Genomic DNA, 16,468 nt, shown 5'->3' on the forward strand with positions numbered 1-16,468 from the left:
CCTACATAACACCGCTCGTTATTCCTCTCGGTGTTTCAACTGGAGGTATAAGACCTGTAACTGGTTGAACTGTTGAACCTGCAGAGGGAGAAGTTGGCCTTGCGCTACTTCGAGCACAGCCACCCCGTATTATGCCTTTCTGCTGAGCCGGAGGCTGGATCACACTCGTATCGAAAACTTTCTTCTCGAACCCAAGTTTATCAATATCTACCGTCTGATCCTTAACTTCATCCAGATCAATTACTGTAGGACTAATCAATATTAACCGCTGCATACGTTTCACAACGGTCTTTTGATGTCCAAAAAACAGGTTCAAGACCGGAACCTCTTTAAGGCCAGGAACTCCATCATCATTTACTTGACTTGTTTCATAGTAGTACCCACCAAGAAGCAAGCTCTGACCAGGCTTAATAACCGCCTGAGTATTGATGGTTGTTGCTTTTACAACAGGAATTTTATCAACCTCATTCTTCGGAGAAGGAGCACCCTGACCATCTTTCACATGCACAAGTATTCGTATCCCATCGACCTCTTTCGTTTCAGGATCTTCAACAATACTAGGGGTTACGCGTAGCACTGTTCCTGAATTTACATTATACAAATCTGTTGCATATGCTCCGGCGATGCGCACATAAAACGTTTGTGTATTTTCCAACGTTGCCTGCATATTTTCCATAGTCAATACTGACGGCTGCCCAAGAACACGGCTATCCCCTGTTGCTTCAAGCGCTCGCACAGTTGCCATAAACGTATTTGAGCCTGAGGTAAAAATAGTAGAAAAATCCAAACCTTTTAAAAGCTTTGGAGTAAAAGCAGTTTTCCCTTTGAAAATAACCTTGTCTGCAACACTATTAATGTTCCAATCCACCCCTAAGTCACGCGAAAAATCCACATTCACATCCACAATAATGGCCTGTATCTGAATAAGGCGCTGCGGAATATCAATTGCCTGAATCAACTCAGCATACATTGGCATATTGGCAGCAAAGTCCCGTACGATCACTGCATTAATACGTGGTTCAGCTGTAATTACTATGCCCCTCTCAGCAAGAGTCTTGTATCCTTCCGACTGTCCCTGCTTACTCTGCTGTACCTGCTTCTGCTGCCCTGGAGGGACATCTTTGGCTCCGGCATTTAACCCTTGTCCAAGCAAAGACGTTGCTGTGGGAGAATTCTCCACGCTTCGAATCTTTGCTTGAGAGATATCTCCTGTCGCCATTGCCCGCAGGATACTTGCAGCACCAGGAATTACTGTTGAACCTTTATTTGTGTTAATTGTAAAATCATCAGCCCATATATGACGAAGTTTAAACACACGAACAATGCTGCGCTCTTGCGCGTTATGTGCAGCACTAGCCAACGCGAATCGTATATCTGTAATGTACTCTTTTGGAGCAGTTACGAACATACTATCTGCAGATGGGGAAAGGTTAGGTTTAATGTACGGAGAATAAATATTGTTACGTTTCAAAAACGCGCTTAAAGAAGATGGCACTCCGGGCTCACTATCCAACATCCCTTTTTTCACTGCAATACGCTCAGAAACAACATCACTTTGTGTGTAAAAATAAATTTTTGCATTGTAAACATACCATAAAATATTATACGCAGCAGTAATACCATCTAAAAACTGATGTGGATCAACACTAACAAACTCTCCATAAATATTTCCAGAGATAGAAGAAGAAATCGCTGCTGTATACCCTTGCTCACGAGCAAATGCTGTTAAAGTCTGCTGAATCTCTTCACCCCTAACAATACGAGTGAATGATTCTTGAAACACAGCAGAAAAAGCAGTTACCGGTAAAAGCAACAGCAATACGCAAACCATGCTGCGTATAAAGAAAAGAAATCTCATCCTACCCCCATCCAAATACATATGGATTTTTACTATTCACTAACAAACTTACATAAAAGCACTTTACCTGCGCACGAAGAACACTCTTCATGCGCAGGGTAACAATGCTGGTTAACGACCAAACAAAAAAGGATTTGAATATGAAGGCGATAAGCACTGTGCCTTGAAGTAATCAACTTCATTCAGCAACCATTCAAATACAACCTCAAAGGATTCAATGCTGATATCTGCAGTATGTAATATGTGAGAATAAACTATCGAGTTTGATGCCTCATCTATAGCAAGTATCCCGCTGAATTCATTCTTCTTCAACAATGCAGCTTGAAGTAACTTATCTATCAACTGGTTGCGTTCGTATGGGTCGCCAGAAAGTTCGATGACTTTTGCACTAAGTACAACATCTGCCATACCACGCCGGAAAAGCTCTACTGAGTTCTCACCAATCGTCGCAACGCACCCTGAAAGCTTATCAGTCGATTCAACTTCCCATTTAAATTTGGCAGCAAGCTCACTCATCACATCTTTGATAGAGGTACTCACCTTATCTCACCCAAAGACTATGCGAGAATTCGACGTTGAGTGTCCAAATTTGCCTGCATCAACGCGCGCTGAGTATCCATGGATTTTTGCCGTAACTCATTCATACTCTGCATCAGTGAATCAACAGCATCTTTCTCTGCCTGCATTTTAGTTGCTTCAGCATCAAGAGTTGCACGTTGGTGTTCAAAATGAGACCCCACAATTTCACCGGTTGAGTTAACAATAGGTGAAACCCCACTTGTAACCTGACTAATTGTCTTCACTTGAGCATCAAGTTTCATGTTATTGGCAATAATTGAAGAATCTTCAATCATCTTTCCATCAGGCCCTTTGACCTTTGGGTTTTGCATCTTCAGTGATCTACCCATAGTAGCCATACCACCTCCAATAGAAATGGCACCACTTACATAACCGCAGATAGCTTTAGCTAAAGCAGCAGCTTGAGCTTTATCTGCCTGTTCTAATTTATTCTTAGCAAGTTCCTTGCTCATGGCTAACTTTGTTTCTTTAGCGATAACGCGCTGCTGGTCTGCGAGCTTCGTTGTTAGAGCCGATATTTGAGCTGCAAGACTCTCCCCCCAAACCAAAGGCAAGCTAGCATCAGCAGTAGGTGCTGGAAGTCCTAATGGATTCTTTGTTTCATACCCTGAAATATGCTTCTTCATCAAAGGAGGCAGCTTCGTATTTGAAACCTTCTCAAGAGCTTCTGCGAAAGATAACTTCTTGGTACGGCACAACTTAAGTGCATCGCTTTGCAGATTTTCTGCAGACTTACCCGTCTTACTGCTATACGACTTGAAAAATTCAGAAACTTCTTTGTTGAACTGCGCCGACTGCTCTGAGTAATTTTGCTTCACATAAGAATTAACAGAATCTACAACACTCATAGGATCCCCCAAATATTTAATGAAATAACAAACCTGTCACACTAAGCCATTGCTGGTGTGCCACCCACAATTGTGGCCATGGACTCGTTTCCTTTATCAACAATCTGTTTCACCGATTTGAGAGTGTCATTCAGAACATCCATCATCTTGTTAATATGATCTAGTTCCTGTTCATCCATGGCTCTCAGTTTCTCAAGAAGCGCATCAATTTTAATAGTCTTGATCTGAGCAAGGGCGGCTTCATATTTCTGCACACTATCCGCAATGCCGAGGGAACCGGAACTAACAGATACCGCCCCCTGCGCAAGGTTAGTCCACTTGCTTGCATTATGAAGTGCTACCATTGCTCTTTTCAAAACGCTTGCAACCCTAGACGCAGTGGATGCAACCTTACTAGCTGTTGCCGCAGTCTGACTTGCAACCTTCGCAGCATTTGCACCTACCGTTGCTGCTGTTGAAGCTGCACGTGAAGCAATAACCCCTGCGGCACCAGCGCCAATACTTGCCGCAAGCATTGCAACCCCAACTAAAACCGGACCAAGAATATTAGCGATTTTGTCTGGAACGCCGCATTCTTTAAGGAGTGCTGTTAGCCCAGCCCCAAGAGAGACCTTCCCTCCTGAAGCTTCAGATGCAATTTCATTACAAAGGGCAATTCCAGCAACAACCCCCATAACAACGGCGCTTGCCGCCCCGCCTGTCGCAACAACTGCTGCTGCCGCAACAACAGCTCCAAGGATGATTCCTATCCACTTAAGCGCTTTCAACCAACCAGAAACTTTACTCTTTTTTGCAGCTTTCTCCAGCTCTTTCACACGCTTTTCGAGAAGCTCCATTCGATTTTTCGAACTGGACTTAACCTGATCGATCGACCCTTTAATACCTTGGCGTCTCTCCTTTTCAGAAATAGAATCAACTAAGGTCTCCAAACTTACACCTGCCAAGCCTTTTACTGGCACTGGCAACGGTGGCTTAGATTGTACAGTTTTAGAAGTATCTGACGGAATCGACGCTTCAACCTGACGAGGAGCACCTTTTTTTGAATGCTCACCAGCCGCTACTCCATCCACACCAGGAGTGTAACCCGGAGCCACACTAGGATTAGGTAATCTATCTATCGCCATAGACTTACTCTCCAACAGATTGCATTTGCTCAAGCGTAGCTTGTGCTCGAGCTACATACGCATCAAGATCTTGATCACTTTCTGCGGCAAGTTCTACGCCAGCTTCAAGTGCAAGCTTTGCAGCTTCAAAATTTCCCACTTTGTACAAGCAAGTACCACCAAACAAAGAAATAATCGGGTTTTCCGGCTCAAGAAAACCAGCCATTGCATACGCTTCTATTGCAATGTCCAAGGCTTCAAGTTCTTGCGCACAACCTGCAAGACCAAGCCAGAAACGAGATTCAAGATGATTCATCAACGTAAGCAACTTAAACACTTCAAAGGCGTCTTTATAGTTACCCGCCATATACTTTTCGTATGCAAATGCATATGTGTGTTCCATATCATCTTCGCTAATCCCTTGCAGTTCTGAGAGAACAGCTCCATCTTCGAGTACAGCTTTTAAAGCTTTTGCTAACAATTCATCCTGTTCTTCAACCATCGTCTGCTCTTCAATCATAGTCGACATATGCTTCTCCTAACGTGTCAAAATTGTGTTTAAAGTCTGCTTGCCATCACTGATGGCCTTATGAGCGCCCTGAAGAAAGTTATTATACTGCCCCATAAAATCCTGAAGACGAATCATTTGAGTCTGGGTATCTGTGCCAAGGCTTTCGATTTTTGTATCAATTCTTGCAATCGCCGCTTTGATGTCTTCTTTCTTCATCTTGATTACATCATTTGGACTATGCCCAGATCTCTTTATCCAATACAAAACCAACTTTTCGCCTTTCGCCTTATCACCCAACGTTGGAAGCTTAAGGCCGTTCTCTTTCATCCAATCTTTTAATGACCTCGTTTTACCGAAAGAATCCTTAAAAGTTGTCGAATTTACATCTACGGCTTCATCATCGCCTGCATCTGAAAGCTTGCCTTGAAGGGCCTGCTTGGCAGCATAGGCATCTTTTAATCTCGACTGCCTTCTTTTGATCGTTTCCATCATATCTTTTGCTTTTGTTTTGGCATTTTCAGAAGCCAACATCTGCAATTCGGCAAACATTCTGCTCAAGCTTTTACCACCAACAACATCAGCACCGACTCCTGCAGGGCCACCTGCTTTATCAAAATGAATAGACATGTGTACTCCGTATTTTTACCTGCCCCCCCGACATAATCATTGAAATAATACTTTAGAGTCAGGTATGAAGTTTGTATTGTAGGATAATATTATCGTGATAAAATTGCGTTCAGAGTCTGCTTACCATCACCAGTGGTCCTATGCGCACCCTGTAAGTAGTTATTATACTGCCCCATAAAGTCTTGAAGGCGAATCATCTGGGACTGAGTATCTGTACTCAAGCTTTCAATGTGGGTAGTAATTCTTGGAATAGCAGCCTTAATGTCATCGTTAGTCAAAAACACATCAGTTGTTTTTATGCCAACCAACTTTTGTATGCCTAAAAAGATATTCTTATTCATATGCGTTTTTTTAGCCGCCTCATCCGCTCTCTCACCCGACGATGAAACCTTATAGCCATGATCCTTCATCCAATCTTTTAACAGCCTTTTTTTACCTGTAGAATCAGTAAACGTTTTGGTATTAATATTTACAGGCTTATAATCTGCCGAAGGACGCAGCTCTTTGAGCAAGTTTTTAACAATGTATGAATCTTTTAAGTCGGTCTGTCTTTTTTTTATCGCATCCATTAACTCTGTTGCTTTTGTTTTGGCATTATCAGAAGCTAGCATCTGCAACTCAGCAAACATTCGGCTCAAGCTTTTACCACCAACAACATCGCCACCTACCCCAGAAGGACCACCAACCTTATCAAACTGAATAGACATATTCCGCTCCAAAGACTGTATAATGAATTAATCTGAAAAATTTAAAAAAGTTAAATTAAAGCCGATAGGTCAAAAACTTACTCATGAGGAAGAGTTAACAGCTACTCTTCTAACGTGATAAAATTGCATTCAAGGTCTGTTTGCCATCACCGATAGACTTATGTGCTCCCTGAAGGAAGTTGTTGTATTGTCCCATAAAGTCCTGAAGGCGAATCATCTGCGTCTGAGTATCTGTTCCCAGACTTTCAATATGGGTATCAATCCTTGCGATGGCGGCTTTAATATCGTCTTTACTCAGTTTCGACTTTGGATTAGCAACGCCATTATTCTCCATCCACTTATTTAATGACATGGCATTGCCTCTAGCGTCCTTATAAGACTCGCGATATGTGTAAATGCCGTACGTTGCCCTATCTTTCGCACTTTGAAGAGCCTTCTTACAAGCATACGCATCTTTAAGCCTTGTCTGCTTCGTCTTAATCGTATCCATCAGATCTGTTGCTTTTGTTTTGGCATTATCAGAAGCCATCATCTGCAATTCAGCAAACATTCTACTTAAGCTTTTGCCACCGACAACATCCCCACCAATTCCTGAGAGACCATTTGTTTTATCAAACTGAATTGACATTTTTCGCTCCAAATACGACACACTGACTTAATCAAAAAACTCGACACATACAGGTCAAAAGCTTACTCACAAGCAAAGCTAACTATCCCCCCTTACTCATGAGTAAGATTAAACACCTGCTCTTCTACCGTGATAAAATTGCATTCAAAGTCTGTTTGCCATCACCAATAGATTTGTGCGCACCCTGAAGGAAGTTGTTGTATTGTCCCATAAAGTCCTGAAGGCGAATCATCTGAGTCTGGGTATCCGTACCCAAGCTCTCAATATGGGTATTAATCCTTGCAATAGCCGCTTTCACCTCATCTTTATTCAGCTTCGTCCCGGGATTACTAATGCCATTCTTCTTCATACCTTCTTTTAATTTTACGGTCTTACCGCTAGCATCCTTATAAGTCGTGCTATTTGTGTTCACACCATCCTTCTTACCCTGAAGAGCCTGTTTACAAGCATACGCATCTTTAAGCTTTTTCTGCTTTGTTCTGATAGTATCCATCAAATCTGTTGCCTTCTTTTTGGCATTATCAGAAGCCAACATCTGCAGTTCAGCGAACATTCGGCTTAAGCTTTTACCACCAACAACATCCCCACCAACACCTGAAAGACCACTTGCTGAATTAAAATGAACAGACATTTTTTACTCCATACATTGTAATAGGTTGACTCTATTTTAAGCTAACAAGATGCATTATACACGCATCATCCCTCGACGATTCATCGGAGCCTTTGCAGAAGAAACTGGTTCAACTACTCGCACATTTTCTGCACCCGCACGCTCCGCTTCTCGCTGACAGTTTTTCATTGCTTCTTGAACTTCAGCAGGGGCAGCAGCCAGCGCCTCTTCGTACGTAGCAAATTCACTCTGCCCCAAAATTGATGTAAGTTCCTCGCGCTGCTCATTCAGTGCCTCAAGCTGCTCTTCAAGCATGTCTACTTCATTAAGTAGGTTCTCAATATTCATAAAAAATCTCCTTACCTTTAGATCAAAACAGTACTTTCAATTAAGCACAAAACATGCCAACTCATAACCAACTAAAATACAAAGTCTTTTTTAAAAAAGCACTGTTGCCAGCTTCTGCAACTTTTTTTGGCACTTGGCAAAAGTCTTGGTACTCGGCACGCAAATTTGTCCAGCCTGAACGCCTCGTTGAAAGTTTTACCTATTGTTAAAAAACCACTAAAACGCCCCGCCTCATTCACAAACAACTACAAGTTATTCTTCACGCATATCTGTTCATGAATGTATAAAACGGGTTCCGCCCTAACGTGATAAAATTGCGTTCAAAGTTTGTTTTCCATCGCCGATAGCTTTGTGGGCACCCTGAAGAAAGTTGTTGTATTGCCCCATAAAGTCCTGAAGACGAATCATTTGTGTCTGGGTATCTGTGCCCAAACTTTCAATATGGGTATTAATCCTTGCAATTGCTGCTTTAACATCGTCTTTCTTCATAACTAGCTTCGGATTCTTAATGCCATTTTGCGGCATCCAGAGCCAAGCATTCGTCAATTTGCCTGATGAATCTTTAAAATTCGCGTGTAATGGTGATACGGTCTTATCATCATTATCCGACTTCGACTGAAGCTCCTGAAGAGCCTGTTTACAAGCGTAGGCATCTTTTAATCTGGTTTGTTTTGTTTTGATTGTATCCATCAAGTCTTTTGCTTTTCTTTTAGCGTTGTCAGAAGCCATCATCTGCAACTCAGCAAACATTCTGCTTAAGCTTTTGCCACCAACAACATCATTACCAACACCTGAAAGACCACCCATTTTATCAACGTTCATAGACATAATTCACTCCGTATATTGTTCCCTTTTTCCTTACTCCCCAAAATAACTATACAGTAACAGAACGCACCTTGGGACTTTAACGGAAAGATCAGGTAACTACTCACTCATATCCAGCACAGAGCATTCTGCTTCTTGCTGACTACTTTTCATTGCTTCTTGAACTTCCGCAGGTGCAGCAGCTAACGCCTCTTCATAGGTCGCAAATTCACTCTGTCCCAAAACCGATGAAAGCTCCTCATGCTGTTCATTAAGCGCCTGAAGCTGCTCTTCAAGAGAATCAACTTCACTAATCAACTTCTCAATATTCATAAGAAAATCCCTTCTAATTGAATTTTTAATCGTTACACCTGACTAAGCACAACGCGTGCCAAAACTTAACATGCTAGAAAAAAAGAGCTTTTTTCAAAAAAACCTAAAAAGCTCAACTTGCAACTTTTTAGGCACATAGCAAAAATGTTGGCACTCACCGCAATGATTCTGCCTGCTTAAGAGCCCCTTCTTGCGTTTCAAATATTGTTAGCAACGCATTAAACCCAGACACCTCAAAAATATCCTTCACAAACGAAGATAAATTACAAAAAAACAGCTGGGTACCGTATCTCCTGCTCTGCTTCACCATTAAAAGCAACGTGCGAAGCCCAGCAGAGCTTAAGTACTCGACACCTTCCATATCAATCACGACAGCTATTCTGTCTGAAAGAATATGATGCGCTAGATTTTTTTCGAGTATTGACCCCGACACAACATCCAAATGGCCTGAAAGGTGCATAAGAAGGGATGTCCCAACAACTTCTTCCGTAATTTTTATTCTATTTTCTTCATTCATGGGCAGTCATCAAAATTACTTTGTCTCTAAAAAAGAAATCGCATCCTGAACCGACTCTTCAACATGCAAGATAGACAAAAAGCCTGATATCTTAAAAACATCGTATATAGTTGAAGAGAGATTGCAGAAAATGATTTCGCCCCGCTGCATTTTAACTTTTTTCATGAGCATCAAAATAGAACGCAGCCCTGCTGAACTGATATAACTTACATTTTCAAAATTAATTACAGTCTTAGAGCCATCATACTCTATGTGTTCAATGCATAACACTTCAAATTGCTGTGCAGTACTTGCATCAAGACTTCCTTCTGCATGCAATATTCCTATTGATTCTACTTTATCAAATGCAACCTTCAATTTAACAATCCTCAAAATAAGTTTTTATAGACAAATAAAAGTTTTTTTTTTGCATTTATTTTTTTTTAAGATTTGCAACATAATTTTTTTCAATAAAATATTTACATCGTTCTTATTTAGAACTATCACGACTATAGAATTTTGTGCGTAATTCAACGTTAAAGCGATACTATATATTTTTTTTCAACAAGACAAACAAATTATAAAAAAAACACGTAGTAATATACAAGTAAACTTAGCAGTAACATGTACCATGCTTTTTAAAGTGGTTAATTTTTGGTTAAGACAACTGCAAAGCAATCTCTATTTTTTACTACAACAACGAAACATGAACACTGTTTATAAAAAATAGAACGATGCAACAGGACACATTATTTATGAACCGTATTCTATTGAAGCTCATAATAGCATCCCTCTTTCTGCTCGCAGGTACACAACCTTTGATCGCAGCTTCTCCCACTCACGTACGCATTGCATATATTGAAGGAGGACCATTCTGGCTTTACGACAGAACCTATACCGCCTTCAAGAAAGCGCTAAGCACTTACACTGACATCAAGCCAACCTACGTAGAAAAATTCAGCATTGGTTGGGATTCTTCCCCAGAAATCCTAAAAAAAACAGCCCAGACTATCTCTGAAAGAGAAGATCTGGACCTAATTATCGCAGCCGGAACTGCAGCAAGTAAGGCCATGCAATCGGCCACTAATAAAAGAGTTCCGGTTATTGGTATTGGTATCGCTGATCCGATCGCAGCAAATCTAGTTCGAACGAATAACGAATCAGGAGCGCCGAATTTTATCTGTAGAATCACACCGGACAGATGGAAGAATATGTATAGAGTTTTTTACGATGTAGTCCGCTTTAAACACCTTGGACTCATGTACAGTAAAGATGAATATGGAAAACTCTACGCTGCGGTCTCCGATGCAGAGCAAGTTGCAAAGGAATTGGGATTTTCTCTTGTAATTAAAGAAATTGATGATGAAAGCACAGAATCTTGTACGGAAGGACTAAAGTGGCTTTCAGAAAATGGTGCTGATGCCTTTTTCATGGGACCATTGTTATGCTTTGACTGGTCACTGCAGGACATCACACCAACAATGAATTATATTAACAACGAATTAAAGCTGCCTACTTTTGCACGTGATGGCTCTGCTTTTGTTCAAGGCGGTGCACTCATGGGATTTGCCTCATGGAATATCGACCCGATCGGACGCCGTATCGCAAGCATGGCGCACCAAGTTGTAAAGGGTAAGCCGATCAATCAAATAGCGCTCCGAGATACAACAGAACCAACTATCGCTGTTAATCTTGAGACAGCGCTCAAAGTTGACATTGATCTTCCACTTGATCTGCTCATCGTTGCAGATGAAATTTACGAAACGACATCAACACCTTCATTTAATTAATCCATGTCACGTGCAATCAAAAAACTGTTCACAGCCTCATTAATTCTTATTGCCTGTGTCCAACTCTTCACACTCATGCTCTCTTCTTCGACATTGAGAACAGAGCTCACACGTATTTCGCTTTCCAGTTACAAAGGTATTGCAACTCAACTTGAGGCAACTATTGAACGTGGTCTGCGATTTGGGCGTCCGTTAGATGGATTTGCTTCCATGCAATCACATTTATCCAAGGCAAAGAGTATGGCTGGAGATATTGAGGCGCTGCACATTACCGATCCAGACGGAAAAGTCCTCTACACAACGGCACCTGTCACCCCAACCGCCTTTAAGGATCTGGAGCAAAATTCTCTTACTGACGAGTGGCTAAAGGACGGTGATTCTCGACTCACCATACGCCCACTGTATGGGTACAAAAATGAAAAGAAGGGATTTCTTGTAGTTAAAATCGGAACACACGGAATCACTCAGACCGTACGAGATTTTTTGTACACCACAGGATTAATTTCCACGGTTATCTCGTTTATAACTGCAGGGCTACTTTTCGCACGGTTGCTTTTCTGGAAAGCCCAATCACACATTAACCCACTAGCTGACAAAAAGTTCCGAACTACCCTGTTCGTCTTTTTTTCCATCAGCCAAGTTGCATATGGAATCACGACATACCACCTGTTCAACCAAAAATTGGACATTTCTACAAACCAAAAGCTCTTACAAGTTAGTGATTCTCTTACATACAGCCTTGAATATCTTCTTGATAAGCGCATTAATATCGCAAAACTTCACGGCACCACAAAAGAACTTAAAGAACTTATAACCAAAACTCCTGAATTGATTGGTGCAAGTCTGAGCTTTATTGAAGGTACTCCCAAGTCCTATGGAAATGTCACAGGAAAAAATATTACTATTCCTATTTCATCGGGAAAGTTCACTAATGCAGTAGAAAGAAAAAGACATGGGACGCTGAAACTTTATGTAAATACAGCAGCACAACAGAAAATCCTGACTTCTGTTGCCCTGAACATGGGAACAACACTCGTCATAGGCTTGCTTCTCCTTGGTGAACTTGCATCGCTTTTTGCGGAAAAAAACACCACAACACATCCCCAAACTACCACACCAGACAGCATAAGCACTCTAATAAGAGGTCTTTGTTTCATCTTCTTTTTCGGTTTTGATATGGTGCTGACATTTGCTCCGCTTGCCGCACGAAATCTAAATACTGCAACATCTGGAATCTCAAATAGCCTTGCAGGCAGCCTACCTATTTCGTGTGAGATGGCAGCAGCCGGCTTAGGAATATTTCTTGTTGGATTTTTAAGTGATAAATACCGCTGGTCTTCTCTTTTCACAACAGGTGTAATTTTCGCAACTGCTGGTTGCGTCTTTGGCGGTGCATCAACTAGCATCATCCCCTTTATTGTCGCCCGTGCACTTGCAGGACTTGGCTTCGGAATCGCTATCATGGCGGCACAGCTCAGCCTTGTAAGCTTAGAAAACAAAGCACAAGGTATGGGGAACATGTTTGCCGGAATATTAGCAGGAAGCCTTTGCGGTTCCGCTGCTGGAGCAATGCTCAGCGACCTATTTAACTATCAAATGGTATTCTATACCTCTGCCATATTCTGCGCATTTGCTCTTCTCCTTATCAAACCAGCAGCAAAAGTCAGTATAGAAACAAGCTGCCAGACCACCTCCACAGAATCTTCTTTAGACACTGTTCTTAGCCTTATAAAAACCCCAAAAATGTGGTCTACACTCATATTGGCAGGTTTACCTATTGCCATCTCTCTTTCTGGCTTTCTGTATTATTTTGTTCCCATTTTTTTAAACAACCAGGGAATAAATCAAGCCGATATTGGAAGGCTGTTCATGATCTACAGCCTTTGCATCATCTATCTTGGCCCTGTGCTTGGCTCTAAAATAGACAAAAGCAACAAAGCCTTTTTGTACACCACTATTGCTGTAATTCTTTCTGGAGCCGCACTTCTTATTGCAACGGCTTATCCAACCTTACCCGGATTTTCTGTAAGTGTTGCAATAACAGGCATTGCCCAATGCATCGCTGGATCAAGCGTGCTTCTCTATGTTCTGGCACTTCCAGGACTCCAAAAAAACAACAAAGAAAAGATGGCTTCCCTTTTCAGGCTCCTTGAACGTTCTGGACAGATTGCTGGGCCACTGCTCTTTGGTGTCATTGCAACAAGAAAAAGTTCATTGCAGGGAGTTTGCCTTACTGGCGTAACTTTCATTATTGCAGGATCGTTCTTCTATTTCATTGCAAATTCAAAACTTTTACTAAAATTGCTTTCTAAGGGGAAATTATGAGATTAGCGATTTTTTCAAAGGCCGACATTATCGGTGCATACAACCTGAACGCTTTGCTCAGTAATATTAAAAAATTAGCATCTGAAGTTACTATTTACCTTTCAGACAAAGTTTTTCCAAACGAGCGTGGATTTCAGCCAGTCGACACACTCACATTTTGCGAACGAGATTACCCCTTAACTCAACTGTTTCCTTCTCTTGAAAAACAGGAAAACAGAAACTCAAACTTACTCACCTTTCAAGAATTGAGCGCTGCATATAGTGCCAGAGTTGTATACATGGGAGACAACATTACTCCTGCCTGCAAAGAAGACATTAAAAATTTTGCTCCGGATCTTATCGTATCCATTCGACATGATTTCATTTTACCTACAGAAATTTTAGAAAGTGCTCGCATCGGCTGCATAAACACCCATCCGGGTAAACTTCCTTACTTCAGAGGGCTTTGCACACCTTTCTGGGCAATGCTTGAAAAGCAAGAAATTGCATATTGCACAGTACACCAAATGACAAAGAAGGTTGATTGCGGTCCTATTTTAGCACTCTCCCCATGGAAGCTGGATTATTCACGGTCATTGCTTTGGAATACAATTCAAATATATCAGCAAGGTATTAACGATCTTATTTCAATATTACACGACAGTTCACATACCGTTTGCACTATCTCAAAAAGTTGCAACGACGAATCAAAGGCTCGTTACTTTGGAGCCCCGTCAGCAGAAGAATTTAAGGCATTTTCCACATCTGGAAATATTGTAATTAATGAAGAAGATTATCAAAAAATTGTTGAGCCGTTCTATAACCGTTTTACACCAGCCTCTCCCGTCCTACCTCATAATGGGACTGCTGTTTATAATCACAGTCTGTAATTAAGCGGGAAAACATATGTCGATATGCAAAAAATTTAGTCTACTCATTATCACTGCTCTTGCTTTTCTTGCTCTGGGCGTCGGCTTCTTCAGCTCGCATAGTGTAGAAAAAAGCATGGGGGAAGCCCAACTCCAAGGTGTGAAGAACAGTGTTGCGCTTGGCACATTGAATGCGCAAAGCTTACACCGTACTCTTTTTGACTGGCGCATTCAGGAAGCTTCTCATACGAAGAAAAACCTACAAAGCATTCAAGCTATGATTGCAAACATCATTAAGCAGGCACCAAACCGCCCCTTAAAGGATGTGCTTAAGTCATTCCCCCTACCAGCAGGTCTAACTCTATTTGCATATAACAAAAACTCCTCCATCGTTGCCAAATCCGGTGAAGACATTCCTGCATTAAAATACTTTTCTACAATACAGGACATCAAAGGCCACTATGTGGCTAACAGGATGTATTCACTTGCCAAAAAAGGAAAAACTGCAACTTCTCTTGTCACTATAAAAGACAATACAAACCAAAAATACTTTGGAACACACCAATGGATTCCTGAATGGAACGTAGTTATAGGAATATGGACCGATATTGGAAAAATACAGAACAAAGAAAATGTTCTATTTAAAGCTCTTACAACAAATCTTTCCAGCACATTGCAAACTATTAATCACGGAAATTCCGGTTATGTTTTCATTATGGATGCTTCTGGAAAACTTATTGTTCCGGCACCAGATCTGCCGGATGATATCTCCTCATTATCAAATACTGAAACAAATAACTCCTTATTCTCCGATTTAAAGCAAGCAGCTTTAACTCCTGATAAAGCCATTACTTGCAGCCTTCCTCTCAAATCGCTTAGCGTAAACAGCGGTAGAAGATGGATCGCGTATGTTAATTCAATCAAGCCATTACAATGGTACATTGTAGGGGTTGCATACCTTGATGAAATTCAAGGACCGGGAAAAAGTCTCTCCCTCCGGCTGTTCTTTGCAATGCTGGGAGGTACGCTTCTAGTTACCGCTGGTACCATTTTCCTCTCCCGCAAGTTAACAACACCTCTTCAATTACTTGCGCAATATGCACATAACGTCCCTAATCAAGATTTCATGCAGGAAGAAAAGCAAGATCCACTGCTGAAACAGATGGCTTCTGCTGAATCAGCAGATGAAATCCGACGGCTTGCCGCTTCATTCTTATATATGGACAGTGCACTAAGAGCACGAGTGAAAGAACTCATGGCAACAAACGCTCAAAAAGAGCGTCTTACAGGTGAACTCAATGCAGCTCATGACATTCAAATGGGGTTACTCCCAGATCATCTTCCACCAGAACGCATGGGGAATTGTGGTGAAATTGACGCATACTTAACTCCGGCCAAAGAAATCGGCGGAGATTTATACGATTTCTTCATGCTCGACGAAAAAAGACTTTGCATCGTTATTGGTGATGTTTCAGACAAAGGAGTTCCCGCAGCTCTCTTTATGAGCATGACTATGACTCTCATCCGATCCGGCGTGCATCAGTACACCCATCCAGCAAAGCTCATGGAGATTATTAACAATACATTGGGGATGGATAACCCAAAATGTATGTTTGTCACTCTCTTTATTGGCATTCTTGATATTAGCAGTGGTGAACTGAAATATGCGAATGGCGGGCATAACCCTCTATTACTTCTTCAAACAGACAGCTCGGCCCCGAAATGGCTTGAAGGGCTAAGCGGTCCTGTAGTTGGAGCAATACCAAATATTCCTTACACAGCGCACTCTATTACGCTTCAAAAAGGCGACATTCTGTTTGCATATACTGACGGCGTGACAGAAGCCATGAATAACGAAAAGAAACTATTCGGAGAAGATGCACTTAAAGAAGCATTTACACAAAGTGCCAATGCGCACAAAACCTCATTACCGTCTTCAATTATCGATGACATTAAAAATGCTGTTACTACTCATGCAGACGGGGCACCTCAATCAGATGACATTACAATGCTGTGCCTGCACTATAATCCCAAAGCAAACCAAGATTCTTAG

The 16,468-nt window shown here is 41.5% G+C and carries 18 protein-coding genes; 4 read left to right on the forward strand and 14 right to left on the reverse strand.

Features of this window, described 5'->3' with window-relative positions:
- Nucleotide 1: 1 nt before the first annotated feature.
- From sctC to BUR09_RS12685, 14 genes are all read right to left on the reverse strand, one after another.
- Nucleotides 2-1,858, reverse strand: coding sequence for a type III secretion system outer membrane ring subunit SctC (sctC, locus tag BUR09_RS12620; protein WP_074217308.1), 1,857 nt, complete (start codon nucleotides 1,856-1,858; stop codon nucleotides 2-4).
- A 111-nt stretch (nucleotides 1,859-1,969) separates the two neighbouring features.
- Entirely contained in the window at nucleotides 1,970-2,398 is a 429-nt protein-coding gene (locus BUR09_RS12625; RefSeq protein ID WP_139296841.1) for a type III secretion system chaperone, read from the reverse strand.
- 17 nt (nucleotides 2,399-2,415) lie between these two features.
- Nucleotides 2,416-3,285 carry a hypothetical protein gene (locus BUR09_RS12630; protein ID WP_074217310.1) on the reverse strand — a complete coding sequence of 290 codons (870 nt, stop codon included), beginning with the start codon at nucleotides 3,283-3,285 and terminating at the stop codon, nucleotides 2,416-2,418.
- 41 nt (nucleotides 3,286-3,326) lie between these two features.
- Nucleotides 3,327-4,409, reverse strand: a complete 1,083-nt coding sequence (gene sctE, locus BUR09_RS12635) for a type III secretion system translocon subunit SctE (protein WP_074217311.1) — start codon at nucleotides 4,407-4,409, stop codon at nucleotides 3,327-3,329.
- A gap of 4 nt (nucleotides 4,410-4,413) precedes the next feature.
- Complete coding sequence (locus BUR09_RS12640; RefSeq protein WP_074217312.1) at nucleotides 4,414-4,917, reverse strand: SycD/LcrH family type III secretion system chaperone; 504 nt, start codon at nucleotides 4,915-4,917, stop codon at nucleotides 4,414-4,416.
- 9 nt (nucleotides 4,918-4,926) lie between these two features.
- Nucleotides 4,927-5,526 carry a hypothetical protein gene (locus BUR09_RS12645; protein ID WP_074217313.1) on the reverse strand — a complete coding sequence of 200 codons (600 nt, stop codon included), beginning with the start codon at nucleotides 5,524-5,526 and terminating at the stop codon, nucleotides 4,927-4,929.
- A gap of 89 nt (nucleotides 5,527-5,615) precedes the next feature.
- A complete protein-coding gene (locus tag BUR09_RS12650) occupies nucleotides 5,616-6,233 on the reverse strand; it encodes a hypothetical protein (RefSeq protein WP_074217314.1) in 618 nt (205 codons plus the stop codon).
- A gap of 109 nt (nucleotides 6,234-6,342) precedes the next feature.
- Nucleotides 6,343-6,861, reverse strand: a complete 519-nt coding sequence (locus BUR09_RS12655) for a hypothetical protein (RefSeq protein WP_074217315.1) — start codon at nucleotides 6,859-6,861, stop codon at nucleotides 6,343-6,345.
- A gap of 124 nt (nucleotides 6,862-6,985) precedes the next feature.
- A complete protein-coding gene (locus tag BUR09_RS12660) occupies nucleotides 6,986-7,492 on the reverse strand; it encodes a hypothetical protein (protein WP_074217316.1) in 507 nt (168 codons plus the stop codon).
- A 54-nt stretch (nucleotides 7,493-7,546) separates the two neighbouring features.
- Nucleotides 7,547-7,819 carry a DUF5320 domain-containing protein gene (locus tag BUR09_RS12665; RefSeq protein WP_074217317.1) on the reverse strand — a complete coding sequence of 91 codons (273 nt, stop codon included), beginning with the start codon at nucleotides 7,817-7,819 and terminating at the stop codon, nucleotides 7,547-7,549.
- A gap of 300 nt (nucleotides 7,820-8,119) precedes the next feature.
- A complete protein-coding gene (locus tag BUR09_RS12670) occupies nucleotides 8,120-8,647 on the reverse strand; it encodes a hypothetical protein (protein WP_074217318.1) in 528 nt (175 codons plus the stop codon).
- A gap of 96 nt (nucleotides 8,648-8,743) precedes the next feature.
- Nucleotides 8,744-8,956 (reverse strand): hypothetical protein, encoded by a 213-nt coding sequence (locus BUR09_RS12675; RefSeq protein ID WP_074217319.1) that lies wholly within the window; start codon nucleotides 8,954-8,956, stop codon nucleotides 8,744-8,746.
- 154 nt (nucleotides 8,957-9,110) lie between these two features.
- Nucleotides 9,111-9,473, reverse strand: a complete 363-nt coding sequence (locus BUR09_RS12680) for an STAS domain-containing protein (RefSeq protein WP_084539477.1) — start codon at nucleotides 9,471-9,473, stop codon at nucleotides 9,111-9,113.
- 15 nt (nucleotides 9,474-9,488) lie between these two features.
- A complete protein-coding gene (locus tag BUR09_RS12685; protein ID WP_074217320.1) occupies nucleotides 9,489-9,830 on the reverse strand; it encodes an STAS domain-containing protein in 342 nt (113 codons plus the stop codon).
- A gap of 377 nt (nucleotides 9,831-10,207) precedes the next feature.
- Between BUR09_RS12685 and BUR09_RS12690 the strand changes: the two genes are divergently transcribed.
- The 4 genes from BUR09_RS12690 to BUR09_RS12705 are packed head-to-tail and all read left to right on the forward strand — an operon-like array spanning nucleotide 10,208 to nucleotide 16,468.
- A complete protein-coding gene (locus BUR09_RS12690) occupies nucleotides 10,208-11,242 on the forward strand; it encodes an ABC transporter substrate-binding protein (protein ID WP_074217321.1) in 1,035 nt (344 codons plus the stop codon).
- Nucleotides 11,243-11,245: 3 nt separating this feature from the next.
- Nucleotides 11,246-13,567: an MFS transporter gene (locus BUR09_RS12695; protein WP_074217322.1), complete on the forward strand. Its 2,322-nt coding sequence runs from the start codon at nucleotides 11,246-11,248 to the stop codon at nucleotides 13,565-13,567.
- Nucleotides 13,564-14,436, forward strand: coding sequence for a formyltransferase family protein (locus BUR09_RS12700; protein ID WP_074217323.1), 873 nt, complete (start codon nucleotides 13,564-13,566; stop codon nucleotides 14,434-14,436). The genes BUR09_RS12695 and BUR09_RS12700 overlap by 4 nt, the downstream gene beginning before the upstream one ends.
- Before the next feature lie 16 nt (nucleotides 14,437-14,452).
- Nucleotides 14,453-16,468: a SpoIIE family protein phosphatase gene (locus BUR09_RS12705; protein WP_074217324.1), complete on the forward strand. Its 2,016-nt coding sequence runs from the start codon at nucleotides 14,453-14,455 to the stop codon at nucleotides 16,466-16,468.

Origin of the sequence: Halodesulfovibrio marinisediminis DSM 17456, from assembly GCF_900129975.1 — a bacterium.
Classification (GTDB): domain Bacteria; phylum Desulfobacterota; class Desulfovibrionia; order Desulfovibrionales; family Desulfovibrionaceae; genus Halodesulfovibrio; species Halodesulfovibrio marinisediminis.